This is a genomic window from Leisingera sp. NJS201 (assembly GCF_004535885.1).
Classification (GTDB): domain Bacteria; phylum Pseudomonadota; class Alphaproteobacteria; order Rhodobacterales; family Rhodobacteraceae; genus Leisingera.
This window is the reverse complement of sequence record NZ_CP038234.1, coordinates 1,080,272-1,102,073: the sequence shown is the minus strand read 5'-3', so window position 1 is coordinate 1,102,073 and position 21,802 is coordinate 1,080,272. Positions and strand designations below refer to the sequence as shown.

21 protein-coding genes and 3 pseudogenes are annotated in these 21,802 nt (G+C 63.1%); 6 read left to right on the top strand and 18 right to left on the bottom strand.

The window, feature by feature from the left end:
* Positions 1-75 precede the first annotated feature (75 nt).
* The 3 genes and pseudogenes from ETW23_RS05325 to ETW23_RS05315 form a co-directional block, all read right to left on the bottom strand.
* Positions 76-789: an IS110 family transposase gene (locus ETW23_RS05325; RefSeq protein ID WP_134829348.1), complete on the bottom strand. Its 714-nt coding sequence runs from the start codon at positions 787-789 to the stop codon at positions 76-78.
* A 387-nt stretch (positions 790-1,176) separates the two neighbouring features.
* A complete protein-coding gene (locus tag ETW23_RS05320; RefSeq protein WP_134829347.1) occupies positions 1,177-2,196 on the bottom strand; it encodes an IS110 family transposase in 1,020 nt (339 codons plus the stop codon).
* 271 nt (positions 2,197-2,467) lie between these two features.
* Positions 2,468-3,577, bottom strand: a pseudogene (locus ETW23_RS05315) (IS66 family transposase); the annotation flags it as partial.
* Here ETW23_RS05315 and ETW23_RS05310 point away from each other — a divergent pair.
* Positions 3,552-3,845: pseudogene (locus ETW23_RS05310) on the top strand (transposase); the annotation flags it as partial. The pseudogenes ETW23_RS05315 and ETW23_RS05310 sit on opposite strands and share 26 nt — an antisense overlap.
* A gap of 304 nt (positions 3,846-4,149) precedes the next feature.
* Here ETW23_RS05310 and ETW23_RS05305 read toward each other — a convergent pair.
* The 5 genes from ETW23_RS05305 to ETW23_RS05285 form a co-directional block, all read right to left on the bottom strand.
* Positions 4,150-5,199: a GGDEF domain-containing protein gene (locus ETW23_RS05305; RefSeq protein ID WP_134829346.1), complete on the bottom strand. Its 1,050-nt coding sequence runs from the start codon at positions 5,197-5,199 to the stop codon at positions 4,150-4,152.
* Positions 5,196-5,783 carry a heme NO-binding domain-containing protein gene (locus ETW23_RS05300; RefSeq protein ID WP_129371600.1) on the bottom strand — a complete coding sequence of 196 codons (588 nt, stop codon included), beginning with the start codon at positions 5,781-5,783 and terminating at the stop codon, positions 5,196-5,198. Before ETW23_RS05300 ends, ETW23_RS05305 begins: the two co-directional genes overlap by 4 nt.
* Positions 5,784-6,226: 443 nt before the next feature.
* Positions 6,227-7,786, bottom strand: coding sequence for a trimethylamine methyltransferase family protein (locus tag ETW23_RS05295; protein WP_129371601.1), 1,560 nt, complete (start codon positions 7,784-7,786; stop codon positions 6,227-6,229).
* A gap of 234 nt (positions 7,787-8,020) precedes the next feature.
* Positions 8,021-8,710, bottom strand: coding sequence for an HAD family hydrolase (locus tag ETW23_RS05290; protein WP_129371602.1), 690 nt, complete (start codon positions 8,708-8,710; stop codon positions 8,021-8,023).
* A gap of 57 nt (positions 8,711-8,767) precedes the next feature.
* The gene (locus tag ETW23_RS05285; protein WP_129371603.1) at positions 8,768-9,052 is read right to left on the bottom strand and encodes a DUF3572 domain-containing protein; all 285 of its coding nucleotides are present in this window, start codon (positions 9,050-9,052) and stop codon (positions 8,768-8,770) included.
* Positions 9,053-9,168: 116 nt separating this feature from the next.
* Here ETW23_RS05285 and ETW23_RS05280 point away from each other — a divergent pair, with 116 nt between their 5' ends.
* Positions 9,169-10,563: a diguanylate cyclase gene (locus ETW23_RS05280; protein ID WP_134829345.1), complete on the top strand. Its 1,395-nt coding sequence runs from the start codon at positions 9,169-9,171 to the stop codon at positions 10,561-10,563.
* A gap of 117 nt (positions 10,564-10,680) precedes the next feature.
* Here the strand turns inward: ETW23_RS05280 and ETW23_RS05275 are convergent, their stop codons facing one another.
* From ETW23_RS05275 to ETW23_RS05260, 4 genes are all read right to left on the bottom strand, one after another.
* Positions 10,681-11,184, bottom strand: coding sequence for a periplasmic heavy metal sensor (locus tag ETW23_RS05275; protein ID WP_134829344.1), 504 nt, complete (start codon positions 11,182-11,184; stop codon positions 10,681-10,683).
* A complete protein-coding gene (locus tag ETW23_RS05270) occupies positions 11,181-11,549 on the bottom strand; it encodes a hypothetical protein (RefSeq protein ID WP_134829343.1) in 369 nt (122 codons plus the stop codon). The genes ETW23_RS05275 and ETW23_RS05270 overlap by 4 nt, the downstream gene beginning before the upstream one ends.
* Positions 11,542-12,123, bottom strand: coding sequence for an RNA polymerase sigma factor (locus ETW23_RS05265; RefSeq protein WP_134829342.1), 582 nt, complete (start codon positions 12,121-12,123; stop codon positions 11,542-11,544). The genes ETW23_RS05270 and ETW23_RS05265 overlap by 8 nt, the downstream gene beginning before the upstream one ends.
* 67 nt (positions 12,124-12,190) lie before the next feature.
* A complete protein-coding gene (locus tag ETW23_RS05260; protein WP_129371608.1) occupies positions 12,191-12,667 on the bottom strand; it encodes an EF-hand domain-containing protein in 477 nt (158 codons plus the stop codon).
* 200 nt (positions 12,668-12,867) lie between these two features.
* Here ETW23_RS05260 and ETW23_RS05255 point away from each other — a divergent pair, with 200 nt between their 5' ends.
* Positions 12,868-13,302: a DUF983 domain-containing protein gene (locus ETW23_RS05255; RefSeq protein ID WP_134829341.1), complete on the top strand. Its 435-nt coding sequence runs from the start codon at positions 12,868-12,870 to the stop codon at positions 13,300-13,302.
* A gap of 4 nt (positions 13,303-13,306) precedes the next feature.
* Positions 13,307-14,037: pseudogene (locus ETW23_RS05250) on the top strand (DNA mismatch repair protein MutT).
* 34 nt (positions 14,038-14,071) lie between these two features.
* Here the strand turns inward: ETW23_RS05250 and ETW23_RS05245 are convergent.
* The 3 genes from ETW23_RS05245 to ETW23_RS05235 are packed head-to-tail and all read right to left on the bottom strand — an operon-like array spanning position 14,072 to position 16,106.
* Positions 14,072-14,974, bottom strand: coding sequence for a DMT family transporter (locus tag ETW23_RS05245; protein ID WP_134829340.1), 903 nt, complete (start codon positions 14,972-14,974; stop codon positions 14,072-14,074).
* Positions 14,975-14,992: 18 nt separating this feature from the next.
* Complete coding sequence (locus tag ETW23_RS05240; RefSeq protein ID WP_134829339.1) at positions 14,993-15,907, bottom strand: fatty acid desaturase; 915 nt, start codon at positions 15,905-15,907, stop codon at positions 14,993-14,995.
* Positions 15,900-16,106: a DUF2061 domain-containing protein gene (locus ETW23_RS05235; protein ID WP_129371613.1), complete on the bottom strand. Its 207-nt coding sequence runs from the start codon at positions 16,104-16,106 to the stop codon at positions 15,900-15,902. Before ETW23_RS05235 ends, ETW23_RS05240 begins: the two co-directional genes overlap by 8 nt.
* A 114-nt stretch (positions 16,107-16,220) precedes the next feature.
* Between ETW23_RS05235 and ETW23_RS05230 the strand changes: the two genes are divergently transcribed.
* Positions 16,221-17,084 (top strand): helix-turn-helix domain-containing protein, encoded by an 864-nt coding sequence (locus ETW23_RS05230; RefSeq protein WP_129371614.1) that lies wholly within the window; start codon positions 16,221-16,223, stop codon positions 17,082-17,084.
* 117 nt (positions 17,085-17,201) lie between these two features.
* Here the strand turns inward: ETW23_RS05230 and ETW23_RS05225 are convergent, their stop codons facing one another.
* The 3 genes from ETW23_RS05225 to ETW23_RS05215 all read right to left on the bottom strand — a co-directional run bounded on the left by ETW23_RS05225 (position 17,202) and on the right by ETW23_RS05215 (position 20,469).
* Entirely contained in the window at positions 17,202-17,975 is a 774-nt protein-coding gene (locus ETW23_RS05225; RefSeq protein ID WP_129371615.1) for an SDR family oxidoreductase, read from the bottom strand.
* Complete coding sequence (locus ETW23_RS05220) at positions 17,972-19,444, bottom strand: carnitine 3-dehydrogenase (protein ID WP_134829338.1); 1,473 nt, start codon at positions 19,442-19,444, stop codon at positions 17,972-17,974. Before ETW23_RS05220 ends, ETW23_RS05225 begins: the two co-directional genes overlap by 4 nt.
* Positions 19,445-19,551: 107 nt before the next feature.
* On the bottom strand, positions 19,552-20,469 hold the full coding sequence (locus ETW23_RS05215; protein WP_134829337.1) for a 3-keto-5-aminohexanoate cleavage protein: 918 nt from the start codon (positions 20,467-20,469) through the stop codon (positions 19,552-19,554).
* Between the two features lie 133 nt (positions 20,470-20,602).
* On the opposite strand from ETW23_RS05215, the gene ETW23_RS05210 reads away from it, so the two are divergent.
* Positions 20,603-21,586 (top strand): GlxA family transcriptional regulator, encoded by a 984-nt coding sequence (locus ETW23_RS05210; protein WP_129371618.1) that lies wholly within the window; start codon positions 20,603-20,605, stop codon positions 21,584-21,586.
* The last annotated feature ends 216 nt before the right edge of the window (positions 21,587-21,802 follow it).

Genomic DNA, 21,802 nt, shown 5'->3' with positions numbered 1-21,802 from the left:
CTGATCTCCTCTTCGTCGAAGATCAGCAGACAGCAAATCGCAGCTTACGTCAGTGTCCGAAATTCAGGGGGTAGCTCAGTTCTTGCCGTCGCCGATGGTGGCCACAACGGCCGAGGCGGTGATGGGGCCGTCTCCAGGAACTGTCCTGATGCGCTTTGCACGATCATCGATCCGGGAATGATATTCGATCAGCTTGTCATAGAAGGTCACTCGCTCATCGAGAGCAACAACCTGTTCGCAGAGTGTTTTGAGCATACTCTTGGCCACATCAGGCATGTCTAGGCAGTCACCCGTCTGAAATGTCTTAATGAAACGCATCGCAGCAACCGGTCCGTTCCCGATCACATGGCCAAATTCACGAAGAAGACCGCGGATTACGTTCAACATCTGGGTCTTTTGGCGGGCGGTGAGCTGCCGCACCCGGTGGATGGTCAGCAGCGCCTGCTGTTCCTTCGACTTCATCGCGACAAACCGCATGGTGGGGCGTGTGACAGCCTCGCAAATCGCCTCCGCATCGACAGCGTCTGTCTTTCCGCGTTTGACATACGGTTTGACGTAGGCCGCAGGCATCAGCCGCACATCATGACCGATTTCCAATAGTTCCCGCGCCCAATGATGCGCGGACCCGCAGGCCTCAATCCCAACAAGACAGTTTGGCAAAGTCTCAAAGAAATTGAGCAATTGTTTGCGCCGGATCGAACGATTGAAGACAACTTTGCCGTCAGCGGTGATACCGTGAACTTGGAAAACGTCCTTTCCAAGATCCAACCCTATTGTCGGAACTTCCATGGTGGAGCTCCATTCCTAACTGATGAAAACATCCGCACTATGCCGCATTGCGCGACAGTTGGGGACAGGCGCCATCCACTCCATCCGCGTTGTGTGAATTCGCCACCTCTGAGATTTCGCGGGTGCCGCGAAAGTCCTGTGTGGATAGCTGCTGCAAAGCAAGACATATTAGAAGTTAATTTTGCACTGGCCAGAAGCAGACGTGTGTCCGGCCTGTTTGCGCGGCGCACGCGGCCGCTGGCCCTGATGGTTTCCGCAAACCAAGTCCCAAACCGGTCTGCGGACAAGTGATGTCCCTGACATTCGACGGGGTGTCTCGGCTGATGGGCTGACTGTGCTCCATCATTTCAATGGTCTTGCTGTCTCGTGTGGTCTGTTCTCCTCAGTTTAGACCGTATGTGGTCTGTAGTATTCGTTCTTGGTCAAAACGGCCCAGATGATCCGCGCTGTCTTGTTCGCCATTGCCACAGTGGCAAGCCGGATTGGTTTGCGTTCAAGCAACGCTCGGGACCACGGATCAACGCGTTCGGGATGTGTTTTCATCTGCCTCAGCCGAGAAGTCATCCCGGTGACCAGCAGGCGTCTGATATATCGATCCCCCATCTTTGTGATACGTCCAAGTTTCTCCTTGCCACCACTTGATCGGTTGAGCGGCGTTAGCCCCAGCCAGGCGGCAAATTCGCGACCGTTCCTGAACTGACTGGCATCACCTGCTGTTGCGACAATTGCTGACGCGGTCACTGGACCAACGCCGGGGATCGTGCGCAGCAACATCACGCGCGGGTCCTGTTTGGCCTGAAGCTGCATACGCATCTCGTACCAGCGCACACGCAGGTGCAGAGCAACAAGTTGGTTGCTGAGGTTGTTGAGCACATCAACGGCGACTTCAGGAATACCGGGTTTGTCTCCATCCAGCACATTCTTTGCGAACTTAATCGCACTGCCGATCCCTTGCGCAATCACAATACCGAACTCGCCCAGCAAGCCACGCAGCATATTGCTCAGCTGGGTTCGTTGCCGGACAATCAGATCGCGAGCGCGGTGAAGAAAGAGAACGCCCTGTTGCTCTTCAGATTTGATCGAGACAAACCGCATTGTTGGACGCGTCACCGCCTCGCAGATGGCAGCGGCGTCGACCGCATCCGATTTACCCCGTTTCACATAGGGCTTCACATACATCGCGGGGATCAGGCGCACATCATGGCCCAACTTACTCAGTTGCCGTGCCCAATAATGGCTGGAACCGCAGGCTTCCATTCCGACCAGACAGGGTGGGAGTTTCTCAAAGAATGCGAACAACTGCGCGCGTCGCAAAGCTTGGTTGAAAGCGACTTCGCCATTCTCACTCACGCCGTGGACCTGAAAGATATTCTTGGCCAAATCGAGGCCGACTGTTGTAACCTGCATTGGGTAGCTCCTCTCATAAGCAGTAGATAACAACTGCAGTATGGCGCATCGCGACGCCGATTGGAGCAGGAGCTATCCACACCATCCGGTCTGACGGGCCGCACCGCAGCGGTGGAGGGTGATGATCAACGACGGCTCTGGGCCGGGAGCATCATGGCGCGCCAAAAGGCCTTGAGGTCGTCAACAAGACAGAAAGCAGTTCTCAGCTGCCTTTATCTGATTTCACCGTCCGAACAGCTTCCCGTAAGCGGTGTCTGCGCCCCACGCGGGATCAACTTGACGGGTTGAAGTTCCAGGGAAGCAGATCGTCGATCTGGCTGGCTGGGTGACCGGCGGCGATCACCTCAAGGCTCGCCTTGAGATACGCCAAGGGCTCCACGCCGTTGATCTTCGCGGTGGCGATCAGGGAAGCGATGCGGGCCCATGTGCGACCGCCTTCGTCATGTCCGGCGAAGAGCGCATTCTTTCTCGTCAGGGCAATCGGGCGGATCAGGTTCTCGATGGGGTTGGAGTCGATCTCGACGCGGCCGTCATGCAGGAAGGTCTGCAGGCCGCCCCACTGTCGGTGGATATAGGCCAGCTTCTCGCCCAGCTGCAACTTGGCCGGGACACGCAGGCGTTGCGCCTGCAGCCAGTCGCCGAACCCGGGCGACAAGGGGCGCGCTGCGGGCTTGGCGGGCAGACAGGCGCTGACCGGGGCCCATGCCGCGGATCTCGGCCTCAATGCGGTAGAGCTCGGCGATCCGGCGTAGCCCCTCGCCAGCGATCTCGGAGACGTCGCGGTCGAATATCTCCTTGAGCTTGCGACGAGCGTGTGCCCAACAATGCGCAACCGTGATCGGCGCGCCGCCCTTGCGGGAGGGGCGCGTCAGCCGATCGTAACCGGTGTAGCCATCCAACTGCAGGATCCCGCCGAAGCTCTGCAGGATTTGCTCGGCATGCGCGCCGGCGCGGCTGGGATGGCAGGTAAACACCACGCCGGGCGGGTCCTCTCCGCCCCATCCACGGTCATCGCGCGCCAAGGCCCATAGGTAGCCGGTCTTGGTTCGGCCTCTGCCCGGGTCGAGGACAGGAGCCGTCGTCTCGTCTATTACCCGGCAGGCGCATGCGAAGCATGCTGCCGAGAGGGCATGAAGAGCTTGGCCGATCCCTTCAGCTGCTCGGACAGCCGGTCGACCACCGGGCCAAGGTGGAACGCGGCTGTCCCGGCCCAGTCCGCCAGGGTGCTGCGGTCGATCTGGAGGCCGGAGCGGGCAAGGATCTGGCTCTGTCTGTAAAACGGAAGGTGGTCCGCGAACTTGGACACCAGGACGTGGGCGATGGCACCTTCTGTCGGCAGCCCGCCCTCGATCAGCCTGGATCGAGGCGCCGCCGCCGTCATCCCCATCCGCAAGAGCGGGCGCCTGTGGAAAGAAGACTGTCCGGCCGCGACGGCTCGCAACGAGATCCTGCGCGCCACCCGGCACCTCGGGCGAGCCATCTGGAAGCGATGGACCGGCTATCATGCCCGAAGCCGGATCGAGGCAAAGATGCGATGCCTGAAATCCTTCGGCGAACGCATCGCCTCACGAGACCCTGACCGCCAGACCGCCGAAATCCACATCCGTATCGCTCTCATGAACCGCTTCAACGAACTCGGCATGGCCTGAACTCAATGGGAAAGGGAAAACTCGCTCAGTTGATGGGTTCTGCAACAAGGCCCGTCTAACCTTGTACCGGGTGTTCTCAATACTGAAAACCAGCACAGCCCGAAACCTTCCATAAGGAAAATGGCATGCCGCACTTAGCGCAACGCTTGCCATCGTACACCCCGATGGCGCGCAAAACGCGGTCGCAAATCGCACCCCGGCGGCTGAGATTCAGGAAAATCGCTCTCCTCCCAGGCCCTGAAATCAAGGAGCGGGGCAGACAGCCGCTGCACTGCCTGCTCGCAATCTCATAAACCGGTAACCTTCAGGCTGCCGGGCCCCGTGCCGCTGCTTGCGGCTGAGCAGCCTCGCTGATGCCGCATGCGTCTTCTTTTTCCATGCCTTCGCGGTAAAAAAAGTGCTGCGCCCGTCCGGCGCGCTTGGCGGCATACAGCGCTATATCCGCTTGATTCAGCAGTTGATGAGCATCCGGAACTTTTTGCCAAGTGGACAGCGTTGTGCCGGCACTGGCCGAGATCCGGCACGTCAAGGCGCCAAACGGAACCGGCTCTTCCAGCCGCTGGATCAGCCGTTTGGCAATAGCAGCCAGCCTGGCCGTGTCCAGAACACCTTCGAGAATCATAACAAATTCATCGCCGCCGACACGGGCAACAGTATCGGACTGGCGGGTGCATTCCACCATGATCCGCGCCGCCTGCTGCAGCACCGCATCCCCAGCCGCGTGGCCCATCGTATCATTGACCTGCTTGAAATAGTCCAGGTCCAAATGCATCAGCGCAAATTCGCGGCCGCCGTTGATCAGCCGGCCCAGCACATGATCCATCGCCCGGCGGTTCTTCAACCCGGTCAGCGTGTCGGTAAAGGCTTGTTCCTCGGCTGCGATCTTGGCCCCTTGCAACCGCGTGTTCAACTGGCGCGACGCCTCCATCGCGGCCGATTTTGCCTCCACCAGATATAACATCTCGATGGTCAGATCCGTTGGCGAAAAATCAGCGCTGGTCAGATCGTAATCGCGTACCGCCTCCAGCACGGAGATCCCGAAGGACAGATTGATGAAAGCGCCCTGACCGCCGGGCAGCGGCGTGCAAACGCCTTTCAGGCCGGTTTGCGGCCCGTCCCGGAACTGCAGATGCAGCTTGCTCCCCGAGGTTCTCACCAGATCCTCTATGGACCGCACCGAACGCGGCCGCGACAGGTCGAACACCCGGAAGAACCGCCGCCCTTCCCAGGTCAGCTGCGGGCGCAGTTTTTTCAGCGTCGGCCCGGCAGAGGTGATCCGCCCCTTGGCATCGGCAATCACGTACATCGGGCAGACCACGCCTGCCATCTGTGTCAGCTGCTCGAGAGTCATCATAAGGAATGCGCCCCCAGATCAAATTCACGCCCGGCGGCGAACTCGGTTTCGATAAGGGTGATCGCAATCACCTCTGCCCCGTCCTGACTGCCGCTGTGATCCAGAAAAACAAGATCACCGTAATCATCGGCCATCGCCCGCAGAACCCCCATCAGAACATAGGCATAGCCAGGCAGTCCAGGCTGGCAGACCAGCTCGAACTGTTCCGGTGCCTGTTCCAGAAGCTCCAGCCCCGGCAGGTGCAAATCCGACACTGCCAGCCGCGCCCGGTCCGGCAAGTCGTCCAGCGAATGCAAAAACTCGACGTAATTCACGCCGCCGAAACGCAGCAGCCGCCGCAATGCCTCCACTTGCGGATTGGACACTAGAAACGTGCCCATATCCTCCAGCATTTCCGGCAGCGGGCGCGCCAGAACCTTTTCCATCGCTGTCAGCATCTGGCTCGATTGCTCTTCAGAATAGAACAGCATCGCCTCGAACTCGGTAAACCCAAGCCCTGCCTCTTCCATAACCTCTTCCCAGCGGTCGGCCCCGTAGGTACTGGTCACAAAAGCCTGAATCGCCCTATTGATCAGACCGTGCATACAATGGCCCCTCTTTGCCTTTGCCACAGTCTTGACGCCTGCAGGTTAAGAAAGAACCAACAAAGCGAGCTTGTGTGATAAGCCGCGCGCGTTTCTTCTGACATTATCAACTCTTGCACGAACCCTGCACCCCCGGCAGCAGAGACCGGCCCAATACGCAGCGCGGCCATAGTCCGGCAGCCGGCCCTGCGGCCAGCCGCATCTGATACCAACTTCAAATTTGCACGCACCTGCACTGCCGCATTGGACCGTTCAGGCGCCTTTCCCTACTGGACCGGCTGGCGCCAGGAGGCAAGCCTGCTGCTGTGCATCCGCGCCGAACCGGCGGCTTCCAACCTGCCGCCGGCACGCTGTGTTCGAAACCTGCAGCCCGTGCATAAACGCGCATAAAAAAAAGCGGAGGGGCTGCCTCCGCTTTTCCTGCTGGTGATAGGCCAGGTGGCTCAGAAATCTGTCGGTGCGCCGCCCTCGGCCTTGCGGCGGGCGACGAAATCCGCAAGTTCGTCACGGACCGCTGCATCCATCGGTGGCTCCTCGAAATCGGCGATGATCTCCTTGAACAGCCTGTGGGCGCGCTCAGCAGTCCAGGTCGCACCTGCCGCCTCCCAGGCCTCGTAGTTGCGCCAGTCGCTCAGGAACGGCTGATAGAAGGCCTCGGAATAGCGGTCCTGGGTGTGCTGAATGCCGAAGAAATGGCCGTCATTGCCGACCTCCCTGATTGCATCCAGGGCAATCTCTTCCGGGCCGGTGGCCGAAATCTGCGGCTGCATATAGCGTTCGATCTGCTGCAGGATCTCGCAATCCATGATGAATTTCTCGGGGCTGGCAATCAGCCCGCCCTCCAGCCAGCCAGCCGCGTGATAGACCATATTGGTGCCCGACTGCACCGCCGCCCACAGCGAATTCGAGGTCTCCCAGATCGCCTGCCCGTCCGGCACATTGGCGGCGCAAACGCCTGAAGACCGCATCGGCAAGCCATAAAACCGTGCCATCTGCCCGGTCATCTGGGTCGAGCGCATATATTCCGGAGTGCCAAAGGCCGGGGCGCCGGATTTCATGTCCACATTCGACGTAAACGTACCGATCACGCAAGGAGTGCCGGGGCGCACATATTGGAACAGCGCAATGGCACAAAGGCTCTCGGCAATCGACTGCGCCACTGCACCGGCCATGGTCACCGGCGCCATCGCGCCTGCCAGCGTGAACGGCGACACCACAATTGCCTGGCCGCGCCGCGCCAGCCGCAGACAGCCGTCGATCATCGGAAAGTCGTGCTTCAGCGGCGAGGTGGAATTGATGTTGGTGTACATATGCGGCTTGGCGTCGAACTCCTCATGGCTGAGCCCGCCGGCAATCCGCACCATCTCCATCACGTCTTCGACCCGCTCCTTGCCCAAAGAATAGGCGTGCATCGCTTTGTCGGTCAGGGTCAGCTTGTCGTAAAGCACATCCAGATGCCGGGTTGAGGCATGCAGGTCCACCGGCTCCACCGGATAGCCGCCGGCAAAGTGGATGCAGTTGAAATACTGGGTAAGTTTCAGCAGGTTACGGCATTGCTCGCGGTTGCCTGCCACCTTTTTGTTCAACTCCATGTCCCAGTAGTTCGGCGGCGAAGACACATTGCCGAACAGGATGTGGTTGCCGCCCAGCGGGATTGTCCGGTCCGGGTTGCGCGGCGTGATCGAGAATTCGCGCGGGGCCTTGCCCACCATCTCCATCACAAAGTCCCGGTCCATTTTGACCAGTTCGCCCTCGACCTTGACGCCGGCCTGCTTGAAGATCTCCAGCGCTTCCGGGTTCAGGAAAACCACGCCGATCTCTTCCAGGATACGCATGGCGCCCTCGTGGATCGCCATCACGCTTTCCTCGCTCAATGGCTCGGTCGGCCGGTCGATATTGACCGGGATCTGCCAGGGCATTTGCTCCAGCGCAGCACTGCCGCGCCGGGCCGCTGCGCCTGCCCTGCCTCCGCCCCGCCTCTTGCGCGTGCCTGTGTCTGCCATGCCGGTCTCCCTGGATCCGAATTTCAAAAATGCCGATAGCCACCCACTGTGCCAATCCCGCCCGTCGAAAACAGTCCAAACCCGACTATCGCTGTCGTTTTTGCCGTGCGATCCGGCGGTTCAGGATATTTCTGTACACTTGTGCCCAGTATGCCGCAGCAAAAACCGGCGTACAAGACTGCACGCCGGCAAAAACGGGCGCCCCCGTTTCAAAACGCGGGAATCAATGGAGGATCAGCGGTCCATCCAGGCCGGTATATGGCCGATATCGGGCAGCACGATATCGGCGTGCGGCGCCAGCTCATCGCGCAGGGCCATGCCGGTCAGCACGCCGATCCGCTGCATTCCCGCCGCCGCGCCCGCTTCCAGATCATGGCGGCTGTCGCCGACCATGGCCGTCCGGCCGGGAGAGACTCCCGCAGCCTTGCAAAAGGCCAAAAGCGGATCCGGCGCCGGCTTGGCCCCATGGCCGCTGTCGCATCCTGCGACAAAGGCAAAACGGTCCAGCACGCCTGCCCGCTGCAGCTGGCTCTTGGCAGAGCTCTCGGCGTCATTGGTCATCACCCCCAGCACCTTGCCGCGCGCCAGCAGGCTGTCGAGAAACGCCGCCAGCGGCACTGCCGGCGTCAGCTCTGCCCCGGCAGCACTTTCCGCCAGGAAATCCGTCAGCTCCGCCAGATCCATATGCGCAACATAAGGCGCAAGGGCTTCTGCCACTTCATCGTTGGAACAGGCAATCACCAGGCTGTCCGGATTGAATGCCGCACGCTCCAGGTCGTAACTGATCGCCTTGGCCATTGCCTGTTTGGCGCCCCGATCGCCCTTGGACAGGGTTTCCAGCAGGTCTGCAGCCCAGCCGTCCCAAGTCGCTGCAAAGTCAAACAAGGTCCCGTCTTTATCAAACAGAAGAGCATCAACAGGCATGGCGGGTCCTTTTTCCGCTGGATTCGGACCGGACCCTAGGCACAGGGCCGGTCAATCTCAAGTCCAGTTCACCTGCTCACCGCCCGGAAGCGACATCCGCGCCTGCATCGGCGCCTCATAGGCCAGGCCCTCGGAATCGCAGAACTGCATCACCCAATTGTCGTCCATCGTTAAGAAATCGAGCACCGACCCCAGAAACGCCGGCTCGGACGCCTGTGCGCGCAGATCCGCCTCGCTGGCGCCGGTTGCCCCCAGAAACACCGGTAAAAGCTCATCATTCCCGGCCAGCCAGGCCAAAGCTTTCAGCGCCAGCGTCTCTGCTCCATCGGCGGAATTCCGCATGTTCTCCACACTCCTGCCGCATTGCGGCCAATTTAGTAAAAATCCGAAAGGGTTTCTTAACCAGTCTCAGCAAAAACTGTAAGGCATAGGATTTGCAAGAGGCGAAAGGACACCGCGTGCAAGGCACCATCCTGGTCATCGACGGCGTCTCCACCAACCGCATCATGCTGAAGGTGCAGCTGGCGGCTGCCTATTACGATGTGGTCCAGGCCGGCAGCGTCGCTGAAGTGCTGCAGGCCGCCCGCCGCCACCGCCCCGATCTGGTGCTTTGCGCGATGTCGCTGCCCGATGGAAGCGCTGCGGATGTGAAACGCGAGTTAGCCGGGGATGAAACACTGGGCGATCTGCCGGTGATCGCAGTCTCCGACTGGGAAGGCTCCAAGGCCCGGCTGGCCGCACTGGCCGCCGGCATCGACGATGTGCTGCAGCAGCCGGTGGACGACGTGATCCTGCAGGCCCGTATCCGCAGCCTGCTGCGCGCCCGCAGCAGCACCGAGGAGCTGAACCTGCAGCGCGACGCATCGAACGGCTTCATCCTGCCGCTCAGCGACCGCACCTGCGCCGAGGATCTGCGCAGTGCTTCCGTTGCCCTGGTGGCGCAGGATCCCCGCAACGCAATGGCCTGGCGCGACCGGCTCGCCACCCGCCTGCCCTATGACCTGCGCACCCATTCCATCAGCGACATCCAAGGGTTGATGCAGGCGCCGGTGGCCGATGCCATCATCATCGAACTGACCGAGGCTTCGGCCGGCCCCGGCCTGCGCCTGCTGGCTGACCTGCGCGCCCGCGCCGCCACCCGCAAATCGGTGGTGATTGCCGTGCCCAACCCGGCTGACCCGCATATCGCCGCCGAGGCCCTGGACCGCGGCGCCCATGACGTGCTGCAGTCCGGCTTTGATGCCGAGGAGCTGCAGCTGCGCCTTACTGCCCAGTTGCAGCAAAAAGCCCGCAAGGACCGGCTGCGCGACAGTGTCCGAAACGGATTGCGGGCAGCCGTGCTGGACCCGATGACAGGCCTTTACAACCGCCGCTATGCCAAACCTTTCCTGGACCGGGTAGCCCATTCCGCCGCTGCGAATGGCGAAAAATTTGCCGTCATGCTGGCCGATCTCGATCACTTCAAGCGGATCAACGATCTTTATGGCCACCCGGCCGGGGACGCCGTGCTGATCGAGGCCGCCCGCCGGATGCAGGCGGTGCTGCGCCCGGCAGACCTGCTGGCCCGCGTCGGCGGCGAGGAGTTCATGGCGGTGCTGCCCGGCGCCACCGAGGCCGAGGCAGGCCTGGCCGCCATTGCCCTGTGCAATGCCATCAACAGCACCCCGTTCCAGGTGCCCGGCGCCGGCGATCCGGTCAGGATCACCATCAGCATCGGCGCCGTCATGGGCGGCGGCGGCAATGAAGACAGCACCGCCGCACTGGTCGAAAAAGCCGATCAGGCGCTCTACAATGCCAAGGATGCGGGCCGCAATCAGGTGACCTTGTCGCCAGAGTGCATCCAGGCCGCTTAAGGCCCTTGGACGATATAGCTTTGCCGGCCTGAAAAAGGCAGCCCAAACGGGCTGCCTTCTGTGTATAAGACACACAGGGGGGGAAGGGGGAAACGGCTGCGCTGCACGCCTGCGGGCTTAATCGCGTCCCTTCCGCCGCTCATGCCAGCGCCCGCCGCGCCGCTGCATCCGCTCTTCCATACGATCGGCAAAGGCAGCCCGCTCCTGCGCGGTCATCGCTTCAAGCTTGCGCACCCAGGCCTCCTGCACTTTGGTATGGAACACATGGCGCGCGTCTGACTGGGTCCGCAGCACCGCCAGCAATGCGGCAGCATCGAAATCCGCGCTGCGCAGCGCGTCGATCACCGCCGCGCCTTCGGCATGGCGGCGCTTGAAATAGCTGCCATGCCCGCCGCCCGCCTCCGCCCGCAAGGCCTTGCGGGTGTCGCGGTCCAGCTCGCGAAAGATCATCGCCCCGACCGTTGGCGGCCGTTGCCAGTGCCGGTCCTTGCCGCTGTACCGCCAGGCCGCCCCTGCCGCGATGCCGATCACTGCCAGGTTCAGCGCCAGCGACGCCGCCAGCAGCAGTTTCAGCCATAGCTTCATTCCGGGTTGGCCCCCGGTGTTCGATGCAGTGCTCATTGCAGATCCCCGCTCAACATCACCGCCATGTCATAGCTGTCATCGGGCAGCGCGGTGCTGCTGTCCTCATACCCCGCCAGCGCCACGGGGTCGGGCACAAAGGAGGGCGGCGCAATGCCGATCCACAACCCCGCCGCGCTGGCCGCCGCCAGCCCGCCCAGCGCGGGCCAGCCGCCCAGCGCCTCGATCAGCTGCCGCCACAGCGGCTGCCGGGGCGCCTGCGTCGGCGCCTGAAAGCCCGCTTGCACCCGCTCCGCATCAGCCAGAATGGCCGCATTCAGACGGTCCGCCGGCACCGGCGGCTGACTGCGTGCGGCGGCAAACAGATTGTCCAGCTCTTGCAGTGTTTTATCCGTGTCAGCCATCATTATACCCCAATTCTTCGCGCCGCCCGGCCAAAGCCGCTGCCAGCGCCCGCTTGCCCCGGGCGGTCAGACTTTCGACCGCCTCGACGCTGATGTCCATGATCCCGGCGATCTCCGGGTTGGACAGTTCCTCCAGATGCCGCAGCACCACTGCCTGACGCTGCCGCTCGGGCAGTTGCATCAGCGCCGTCTGCAACGCATCCTGCCGCGCCCCCTCCTGCAGCGCCTCGGCAGCGGAACGCGCCGGGTCCGGCGGCTCGGGCACCGCATCCAGATCCACATAGCCGCCACGGGCGCGCCGTTTGCGGTCAATGCACAGGTTCATCGCCACCCGGTACAGCCAGGTGGAGACCTGCGCCTCTCCCGGCCGCCACTCCGGCGCCATCTTCCATAAGCGAAGCATCGCCTCCTGGGTCACGTCCTCGGCCTCGGCGCGGATCCCCATCACCCGCATCGCCACGCCAAAGACCCGCGGCCCCAGCCGTGCCGTCAGCTCTGCCGCTGCCCGCCCGTCGCCATTGGCAAACAGCACCAAAAGCGCATCGTCAGAGACCTCCTCTGCCGTGGCGCTCATGGCTGCCGGGCCCGCATCAGGGGCCCGGCGCCGGGAAATTTCCGTTTTGTGCAGCACGTCTCAGCGATCAGTTCTGCTCCGTTTCGTCCCCGTTCCCCTGGCCATGACGGTGCTTGCCGCCGTGGCGCATCCGGGCCTCGTCGAATTCCTGCTTCGAGATCCCGCCGCTGCCGTCCGCATCCATCCGGTCAAACATCCTGCCCGCCCGGCGCGGCCCTGGCAGTTCGTCTTTACTCAACGCGCCATCGCCGTCCGTGTCAAAGCGTTCAAGCATCCGGGCGGCGCGTTCACTGGCCCGTTCCTGCGCCCGCGCCTGCATTTCCTCAAGCGTCAGCTTGCCGTCGCCGTCAGCATCCGCCTTGCTGAAACGGGCTTCTTTCATGGCCTGGATCTCTGCCTTGGTGACCTCGCCATTGCCGTCTGTGTCGATTTCCTCAAAGGACATCTTCGGCCCGTGGTGGCCATAGCCCTTGGCCAGGGCCGCGCCGCCCGCGGCCACACCTGCGGCGGCAACAATCACGGCGATGAAGTTGACGTGTTTCATGTCGTCTTTCCTTTGTTCTGCGGCAGCCTCTTGCTGCCTGATGCATAGGAAAAACGCAGCTGCCCGGCAGATCCGTCGCGGAAATCCCAAATAATTCTTCCGTCCCGCACGTTGCGGCAAACCGGCGCAATGCCAGGCCTTTCCCCTTTCACCGCGGCGGTGAAGCGCGCAATGATATGTTCAGCACACAGGATATCTTCATGACCGAGTCGCAGGCCAAACCCCAGGCCGCAATAACCTCAGACGCAGAGAGTGAACGCCCGGCTATGCCCGCCCTGGCCAAGGGCTGGCGCTGCAAATGCCCCCGGTGCGGCGAAGGCAAGCTGCTGCATTCCTATCTCAAGGTGAACAGCAGCTGCAGCAGCTGCGGGTTGGATTTGACCCATGCACGCGCCGATGACGGGCCTGCATATCTGACGATCCTGATCGTCGGCCACATCATGGCGCCTTTGATGCATGTGGTCTATTTCTCCTGGCGGCCCGAACCGCTGGTGATGTTCACGGTTTTCACGATTGGCTGCGTCGCCTCCTCTTTGTATTTGCTGCCGCGGATGAAGGGGATTGTCATTGCCTATCAATGGGCGCGGCGCATGCATGGGTTCGACAAGGGCAACCCGGCAGTAAAAGGGCAGTAAAACGATGAGCAAGACATTTCCCAGCGGTGAGACCACCACCGACAAGACCGCAATCCGCAATGCGGCAACCGTCATCGCCATGCGCGGCCGGATGTCCGATGACCCGCAGGTGCTGATGGGCCAGCGCGGCGCCAAGGCGGCCTTCATGCCGAATAAATTTGTCTTTCCCGGCGGTGCCGTCGATCTGGCAGATGCCGGGATCCCTCTGGCCTCGCCGCTCTCCCCCTCTGCCAGGAGCGCCTCGCAGATAAGGCGCCTGCTGGCGTGCATCACCTCCTCAGCGTCGCCGCGGTGCGCGAGCTGTGGGAGGAAACCGGCCTGATCCTGGGCGAACCAGGCGAGTGGCAGGGAGACATTCCCGAAGACTGGCAGGAGTTTGCCGCCACCGGCCATCTGCCATCAGCCAAGGCGATGCAGTTCGTGTTCCGCGCCCTCACCCCGCCGGGCCGCCCGCGCCGGTTTGATGCGCGGTTCTTTCTGATTGATGCCGATCAGATCACCGGCGATCTGGATGACTTCTCCCGCGCCGCGGATGAGCTGTCGCATCTGCAATGGATCCCGCTCAGCCAGGTGCGCAGCTTTGATCTGCCCTTCATCACCGAGGTGGTGCTGGCCGAAGTCACCGCCCGCGTCCGCGACGCCGAGCCGCCGCAAAGCGTGCCCTATTTCCACAACAACGACGAAGCCAGCCTGTTCCTGCGTCTCAAAGGCTACCCGATGCCAGCCGACGGGTAACCTTTTCCGGCGCCCCTGCCGCTGGCGCCTCCGCTCACAGGGCCAGAACAAGCACCAGGATCGACACAATCAGCAGCGCCATGCCCGCCAGCTCGCGCCCCGTGACCTTCTCCTTGAAGAACAGCACCGAAGCCAAAAGCGACAGCAGCAGCTCCACCTGCCCCACCGCCTTCACATAGGCGGCGTTTTGCAGCGTGAATGCCCAGAACCAGCAGAACGAGCCGCCCATGCTGGTCAGCCCCACCCAGACCGCCACCCGGCGGGCGGCCCAGACCCGGGCAAGCTCGCCCCGGTCCCGCACCCCCAGCCAGACAGTCATGAACAGCGTCTGCAAGCTGACCACCGCCGCCAAGGTCACTCCGGCGCGAAACACCGGTTCCAGATCACCCAGCTGCAAGGACGCCCCGCGGTAGCTGACGGCGGAAAAGGCAAACAGCACCCCAGATCCCAGTCCCAGCTGTGCGGCGCGGTTGGTCAGATGGCGCCACCAGGCGCCCGTTGCGTCCGGCGCCCGGGACAAAACCAGCACTGCCGCCAGCCCGATCAGGATTGCCGCCCAGCCGCCAAGGCTGACCGGATCGCCCAGCACTGCCAGCCCAACAATGGCGGTCTGGATGACTTCGGTTTTCTTGAAGGTGATGCCCACCGCAAAATTGCGCTGCTTGAACAGGGCAACCACACAGACGGTCGCCAGGATCTGCGCGGTGCCGCCAATGGCGGCAAACATCCAGAACGCGGGCGGCAGAACTGGCAAGGACCGGCCCGAGACGGCCAGATACACCGCCAGCCCCGCCAGGATGAATGGCGCGGAATAGACAAACCGGGCGAAGGTGGCTCCGCCCGGCGACAGTGTCACGCTGCTCAGGACCTTCTGCAGCATGAACCGCACGGTCTGAAAGGAGGCAGCGGCGATGGAAACGGGGATCCAGGCTAACATGCTCCCGCTTATGCGCGCTTATTCCCCCTGCTGCCAGAGCGGATGCGGCACCGGGTCCTTGGCCCGCAGCAGATAGTTGCGGAAAACCTGCAGGTAATTGCGGTAGACATAGCCGTCATTCGCGGCCAGGAACTCCGCCCGGCGGGTGCGGTAAAGGCGCGGCAGCGCATGCCAGGGAACGCCGGGGTGCATGTGATGCACCACATGCAGATTGTTGTTCAGGAACAGAAAGGCCAGCGGCCCCTTGTCCTCGATCACCACAGTGCGGCCTTGGGCGGTGTCATGCGCCCGGTGCTCCAGATAGGTGCGGATCTTGAGGATCGCGAGACCCAGATAGGCCCCCAGCACCGCCGCCCACAGCGGCGCCGGCGATTGCAGCACCACCCAGATCACCGGCACCAGCCCCAGGGCATGCAGGATCCAATCGCGGGCAATCCCCGGAACGCCCCTGCGCGCCAGCCGCCAGTCGCCCGCCATGAAGCAAATCTGACCCATCAGCGGCCCCAGCACCACCCGGCCCAAAAGCGTGTTGTTGATCCGCAGCAGCACCTTGCGCCAGCCGGGCAGCCGGGCCCAGACCGCCGGATCCTGAAAATTGCTTTCCGGATCATCATAGGGGTCGGTCAGCGCCTCGTCCTCGTGATGCGCCAGATGGGTGTCGCGAAAGCGGCCGTAAGGGATCGCCAGGCTCAGCGGGAAGAACATCAAAGCCTCGTTCAGCCAGCGGCTGCGGAACGGGTGCCCGTGCAGCGCCTCATGGGTCAGCGAGGAATGCAGCGCCGCCATCAGGCCAACTGCGGCAACCGTCAGGGCCGGACTGACCGAAGGCAGCAGCCACAACGCCGCCAGCCAGCCGCCGTGGCAGGCCAGGATCAGCGCCAGCGTGCTCCACTCAACGCCGCGCGGCATGTAGTCCCGGCATCCTTCAGACATGGCTGCGCCCCCATTGGATCTTCGACCAGGCGCGCTCGTAGATCAGATAAACAGTGAAGCCAATGGCCGTATTGACCAGCGCCATCATTCCGCCCGCCTTGACCGACCCGGTCGCGATCAGCCCCACCAGTGTCATCATCACCAGCCCGAGGATGTTCCAAATCACCGCCTTCACAATTGAACGCCTGCGCGTTTCCATTCTGCCTCCTGCTGTTTTCCGATAAGTGCTTGTTTCCAAACTACCCCGGACCGCAGCTGTGCAGAATTCCGAATGCAGTTAACAAAACCCAGCAAATGTGATATTTTCAAACATATGATAGAAAATATCGACAAACGGGTGCGGGCTGCACAGTTCCGGCAAAGACTGAACCGGGCGCTGCGCGACAGCGGCCTCAGCCAAAGCGCCTTGGCCCGCGCCGTTGGCGTCGACCGCTCCACGATTTCGCAGCTTTTGACGGACGAGGGCGCGCGCCTGCCGAACGCCCATGTGGTCGGCGCCTGTGCAGGCGCCCTAGGGGTCTCTGCCGACTGGCTGCTCAGCCTCTCCGACCGGCCCGAAAGCGCGGCGGAACTGCTGGCCTCCAGCCTGTCGCTGACCGAAGCGCCGCGCGCCCTGGTGGATGAGCGGATCTTTGAGTGGCATCAGGAGGCGCTTGGCTACAAGATCCGCCACGTGCCCGCCGCCCTGCCCGACATGCTGAAAACCCGGGCGCTGCTGGAATGGGAATACTCCCCCCATCTGGGCCGCACCGCCGATCAGGCCATCGGCGCCTCCGAGGACCGGCTCACCTGGATGCGCCAGTCGCCCTCGGACTATGAAATCGCCATGCCGCTCTATGAGCTCGACAGCTTTGCCCATGGCGTAGGATACTACGAAGGCCTGCCGCTGGCGATCCGGCTGGAACAGCTGCAGCAATTCGAGCGCCTTTGCGAGCAGCTCTACCCCCGCCTGCGCATCTACCTGTTTGATGCCAAGCGGCTTTACTCGGCACCGGTTACGCTCTTCGGCCCGCTTCTATGCGTGTTCTATGCCGGCACGCATTACCTGGCCTTTCGCGACAAAGAGCGGATCGCGACCTTCACCAGTCACTTCGACAATCTGGTGCGCGAGGCGGACATTACGGCGCGGCAATTGCCAGGGCGGCTCCGGGCGCTGCGGGCGGCAATCAGCGGCTAGCAAGCGCTTCACAGGCGGTCCGTCCAACAGCCGGGCCGCGCCCCGCAGGGGCGCCCAGGCTCGAGATGCGCCAGCATCTTGAGCCACCGGCAGCCCGCGCCCCTCCAGGGGCGCGCCTCACACTTTCGGATCCGGGTTCTCGGTATGGCCGTCCACCGCGATCACCTGCCCCGACACCAGCCGCGCCGCATCGGACCCGAGAAACACCGCCATATTGGCAATGTCCCGCGCCTCGACAAACCGCCCCATCGAGGTACCCGCGGCATAACCCGCATAAACCTCATCCCGGGTCATGCCCTTGGCCGCCGCCTCGCGCTCCAGCACGCCCTCCATCCGAGGGCCTTCCACCGCGCCGGGGCAGATTACATTGGCGCGGATACCAAAAGGGCCAAGCTCCATCGCCAAGGTCTTCATCAGCCCGATCACCGCCCATTTCGCCGAAGCATACGGCGCCCGGTTGGGATAGCCGTACTGCCCGGCGGTCGAAGACGTCACGATGATCGACCCGGCCTTGGCGGCCTTCATCAAAGGCGCCGCATATTTCGCCGCCAGAAAACAGCCCTCCAGGTTGACGCTGACGCATTTGCGCCAATCCTCCAGCGCGATATCCTCAATCAGCGCGGTCGGTCCGGCAACACCTGCATTGGCGCACAGCACATCCAGCCCGCCCCACTCCCCGGCGATCTCCGCAAACAGCGCCTTGACCCCGGCCTCGTCGGTGGCGTCCACAGCGGTGCTGCGCCAGCCCGCCGGAAGATCCGACAGGCTGACCGCACTCACATCCGTGACCCAGACCTGATGCCCGGCAGCAGCAAAGCCCTCGGCCATCGCGCGGCCGATGCCGGAGCCCCCGGCCGTGACCAGAACCCGGCTCACCCGGTCCGCACTCATCTCGGCGCTCCAATCGCGCGGCCCAGCCCCTCCGGCGCGGGCAAGACGGCATGCGCCTCAGCCAGCTTCGCCAGATTGGCCTCGATATGCGCCGCAGGCGGGGCCGAGCGGCGGGTCGCAAGATCCACGTGCAGCAGCATATGCTCACCCGTCGCCAGCAGCCGCTCGCCGGAATACATCTCGTGCCACAGATGCATTTTCTTACCCGCGCCCATAATCACCCGCGTCCGCACCTGGATCGCATCACCCGCATGCACCTCGTCGATGTGGCGGATATGGGTTTCGGCGGTAAAGTAGCTGCCGCCGTTGGCGATGTATTCAGCATCGCAACCGATGATCATCATCAGCCGGTCGGTGGATTGCGCAAAGGCATCCAGATAGCGGCTCTCGGTCATATGGCCGTTGTAATCGGTCCAATCCAGCGGCACCACGCGGCTCTGGGTCAGCACCGGCTGGCTCAGGTCCTCCAGTTCCGCAACCGAGCGCACCAGCCCGGCCTCGCCCTCGCGGCCTCTGTCATGGGCGTTCTGCAACGCGCCTGCACCCCAGTCGTTGTTGCCCAGTGCGCGCATCATGCCGACCAGATTATCGTCGCGGATCTGCTCCATCTTGCGGATCGGCAGATGGCCGGATTGCGCATCCGACTGGCCTGCGATCAGATCCACCAGCTCGTCATTGAACTCGGGCACATCCATCAGCTTGGTCCAGGGCCACGACAGGCAGGGGCCGAACTGTGCCATGAAATGCTTCATGCCGGCCTCACCACCCGCAACGCGGTAAGTGTCAAACAGCCCCATCTGCGCCCAGCGGATGCCAAAGCCGTAGCGGATCGCGTTGTCGATCTCCTCGGTGGTGGCGATGCCGTCCTTCACCAGCCACAGCGCCTCGCGCCAGACCGCCTCAAGGAAACGATCGGCCACATGCGCGTCGATCTCTTTCTTCAGATGCAGCGGGTACATGCCCAGGCCCGAGAGGATCTCCTTGGCCCGTTCAATAACACCTGCCGGATTGGCTGCCGTTGTGACCAGTTCCACCAGCGGCAGCAGGTAAACCGGGTTGAAGGGATGCGTCACCACGATCTGCCCCGGCGCCTCGCGCCCGTCCTGTAATTGCGACGGCTTGAAGCCGGAAGTCGAAGAGCCGATCACCGCATCCGGCGCGCAACAAGCCTGCAACTGCGCATAGACCTTCTGCTTCAGATCCAGCCGCTCCGGCACGCTTTCCTGGATCCACTCCGCGCCGTCCACGGCTTCGGCAATGGTTTTGTGGAATGTCAGGCTGCCCTCTGCCGGCAGCGCCACATTGCCCAGACCGGGCAAGGAGCGCCGCGCATTGCCCAGCACTTCGCTGATCTTGCGCTCTGCTTCCGGGTCCGGGTCAAAGACCCGCACATCCCAGCCGTTCAGAAGGAACCGCGCGGCCCAGCCGCCGCCGATTACGCCGCCGCCAATGATTGCTGCTGTTTTCATCTGCTTCCCTTTGAGAACCGCCCGGCTCTTCTTCTGGCCCCAAATATCCTGGGGGCTTGGGGGTTTGCCCCCAATTCCTTCAATTCAACGAAACCGCTGGCCGCCGCTTACTGCGCCGCCGGCGCGCGCTTGGTCAGCCCCAGCTTTTCGCGCACCTCCGCCGGTCCCATCAGCTTGCTGCCCATGTTCTCGATGATGGTGCCAGCCCGCTCCACCAGCTGCCAGTTCTCCGCCAGCTGACCTTTGCCGAGCCACAAATTGTCCTCCAGACCAACCCGCACATTGCCGCCCGCCAGAACTGACGCCGCCACATAGGCCATCTGATCCCGGCCCAGCGAGAACGCCGACCAGTTCCAATCGCCGGGCACATTGTTGACCATCGCCATGAATGTATTCAGATCATTCGGCGCGCCCCAGGGCACCCCCATGCACAGCTGCACCAGGGCGGGGCTGTCCAGAATACCTTCCTTCACCAGCTCCTTGGCAAACCACAGATGGCCGGTGTCAAAGGCCTCGATCTCGGGCTTCACGCCCAGATCGGTCATCATCTGCCCCATCGCCCGCAGCATCCCCGGCGTGTTGGTCATCACGTAATCGGCCTCGGCAAAATTCATCGTGCCGCAATCCAGCGTGCAGATCTCCGGCAGGCATTCCGCCACATGCGCCATCCGTTCGGTTGCACCCACCATATCGGTGCCCGCCGGGTTCACCGGCAGCGGATTTTCAGTATCGCCAAACACCATGTCGCCGCCCATGCCCGCGGTCAGGTTCAGCACCATATCAACCTCAGCGTCGCGGATCCGGTCGGTGACTTCGCGGTACAGCGCCAGATCACGGCTCGGTGCGCCGGTCTCCGGATCGCGCACATGGCAATGCACCACGGCGGCGCCGGCCTTGGCCGCGGCAATGGCGCTGCCGGCGATCTGCGCAGGCGAGCGCGGCACATGCGGGCTGCGGTCCTGGGTGCCGCCAGAGCCGGTCACAGCACAGGTGATAAAGACGTCCCGGTTCATTTCCAGAGGCATTTTGCTTTTCCCTTCAATGTACAGGGTTTTGCCGCGGGTTATCCCCAGGCTCTTCCCCAGATTCTGATTTGCGCTAAGGGCGACCTTGCCGCAGCCTTTGGGCCTGAACTTTACATCAGGCGAATCGAAGTTGATGAAATCCGCAAAAAACATCCTGCAGCCCGAGCATCAGCCGCTGAAAACCGCGGTGCTGGTCTTGGATGAATGCAACACGCTGTCCTTTGCGGCTGCCGTTGACCCGATGCGCGCCGCCAACCGGCTGGCCGGGCGCGCGGCCTTCGACTGGGATTATGTCAGCGCCGCAAATGAGCCGCCGATGCTGACCAGCGGTCTCACCGTGCCCAGCTTTCCGCTAGCCCGGCTGCAGGGCTGCGAGCTTTTGATCGTCGTGGCCGGCTTTCAGCTGGCGCGCCACGCCACCCCCAGCCTGCTGGCAGGCCTGCGCCGCATCGCCGCCACCGGCGCCACCATCGCAGGCATCGACGGCGGCCCCTGGCTGTTGGCCGAGGCCGGGCTGCTGGACGGCCACCCCGCCACCAATCATTGGGAAGACCTGGAAAACTTCGCCAGCCGCTTCCCCGAGGTTGACGTCCGCAACGACCGTTTCACCGTCTCCGATGGCCGCCTGACCTCCGGCGGCGCAACCCCGGCGATTGAGATGATGCTGCATATCATCGGCGCCCGCCACGGTGCCGGCTTTGCCGCCCGCGTCGCCGGGCTGTTCCTCTATGATGGCCCCGCCGCAGAACCGCGCCCGCAAAGCCGCCTGGGCGGCCACAAGCACAATGCGCTCACAGCCAAGGCCAACGCGCTGATGGAGGCCGCCCTGGACGAGCCGCTGCCGCTCAGCGCCCTGGCCGAGACCCTCGGCACCAGCCCGCGCAGCCTGCAGCAGCAGTTCCGGCTTAGGCTCAACACCACGCCGCAGGACCACTACCTGCAGCTGCGCCTGGCCGAAGCCCGCCGTCTGGTGACCGACACCGATCTGCCGCTGATGGAGGTTGCGATTGCCACCGGATTCACCTCGCAGTCAAGCTTCGCCCGCGCCTTCCGCACCGCCCACGGCACCTCTGCCCGCGACCTGCGCCAGGAACAGGCCCGGCCGACGGCGCATTGACCGGCAGCCCTGCCCCGCGGGTCAAGGGCCGCGCAGCGGCGGTGCGCCAGCACTGTTCACCCTTGACGCGCACCTCTTGAATACACTGGCAAAGGCGCTTCAGGGCAAACCTGCACCTGAAGCGCTTCTCAGCCATCTTTCCGCGCTGCGCAGCAGCGCCCGGCCCAACCGGCCAAGGGCATTTCAATGCACGCAGGCCGGGCGGGAGAGCCTCCG

Excerpts from the sequence above, each read along its gene's own strand:
- ETW23_RS05325 (WP_134829348.1), bottom strand. The coding sequence starts at position 789 with ATGGAAGTTCCGACAATAGGGTTGGATCTTGGAAAGGACGTTTTCCAA.
- ETW23_RS05320 (WP_134829347.1), bottom strand. The coding sequence starts at position 2,196 with ATGCAGGTTACAACAGTCGGCCTCGATTTGGCCAAGAATATCTTTCAG.
- ETW23_RS05305 (WP_134829346.1), bottom strand. The coding sequence starts at position 5,199 with ATGATGACTCTCGAGCAGCTGACACAGATGGCAGGCGTGGTCTGCCCG.
- ETW23_RS05300 (WP_129371600.1), bottom strand. The coding sequence starts at position 5,783 with ATGCACGGTCTGATCAATAGGGCGATTCAGGCTTTTGTGACCAGTACC.
- ETW23_RS05295 (WP_129371601.1), bottom strand. The coding sequence starts at position 7,786 with ATGGCAGACACAGGCACGCGCAAGAGGCGGGGCGGAGGCAGGGCAGGC.
- ETW23_RS05290 (WP_129371602.1), bottom strand. The coding sequence starts at position 8,710 with ATGCCTGTTGATGCTCTTCTGTTTGATAAAGACGGGACCTTGTTTGAC.
- ETW23_RS05285 (WP_129371603.1), bottom strand. The coding sequence starts at position 9,052 with ATGCGGAATTCCGCCGATGGAGCAGAGACGCTGGCGCTGAAAGCTTTG.
- ETW23_RS05275 (WP_134829344.1), bottom strand. The coding sequence starts at position 11,184 with ATGAGCACTGCATCGAACACCGGGGGCCAACCCGGAATGAAGCTATGG.
- ETW23_RS05270 (WP_134829343.1), bottom strand. The coding sequence starts at position 11,549 with ATGGCTGACACGGATAAAACACTGCAAGAGCTGGACAATCTGTTTGCC.
- ETW23_RS05265 (WP_134829342.1), bottom strand. The coding sequence starts at position 12,123 with ATGAGCGCCACGGCAGAGGAGGTCTCTGACGATGCGCTTTTGGTGCTG.
- ETW23_RS05260 (WP_129371608.1), bottom strand. The coding sequence starts at position 12,667 with ATGAAACACGTCAACTTCATCGCCGTGATTGTTGCCGCCGCAGGTGTG.
- ETW23_RS05255 (WP_134829341.1), top strand. The coding sequence starts at position 12,868 with ATGACCGAGTCGCAGGCCAAACCCCAGGCCGCAATAACCTCAGACGCA.
- ETW23_RS05245 (WP_134829340.1), bottom strand. The coding sequence starts at position 14,974 with ATGTTAGCCTGGATCCCCGTTTCCATCGCCGCTGCCTCCTTTCAGACC.
- ETW23_RS05240 (WP_134829339.1), bottom strand. The coding sequence starts at position 15,907 with ATGTCTGAAGGATGCCGGGACTACATGCCGCGCGGCGTTGAGTGGAGC.
- ETW23_RS05235 (WP_129371613.1), bottom strand. The coding sequence starts at position 16,106 with ATGGAAACGCGCAGGCGTTCAATTGTGAAGGCGGTGATTTGGAACATC.
- ETW23_RS05230 (WP_129371614.1), top strand. The coding sequence starts at position 16,221 with ATGATAGAAAATATCGACAAACGGGTGCGGGCTGCACAGTTCCGGCAA.
- ETW23_RS05225 (WP_129371615.1), bottom strand. The coding sequence starts at position 17,975 with ATGAGTGCGGACCGGGTGAGCCGGGTTCTGGTCACGGCCGGGGGCTCC.
- ETW23_RS05220 (WP_134829338.1), bottom strand. The coding sequence starts at position 19,444 with ATGAAAACAGCAGCAATCATTGGCGGCGGCGTAATCGGCGGCGGCTGG.
- ETW23_RS05215 (WP_134829337.1), bottom strand. The coding sequence starts at position 20,469 with ATGCCTCTGGAAATGAACCGGGACGTCTTTATCACCTGTGCTGTGACC.
- ETW23_RS05210 (WP_129371618.1), top strand. The coding sequence starts at position 20,603 with ATGAAATCCGCAAAAAACATCCTGCAGCCCGAGCATCAGCCGCTGAAA.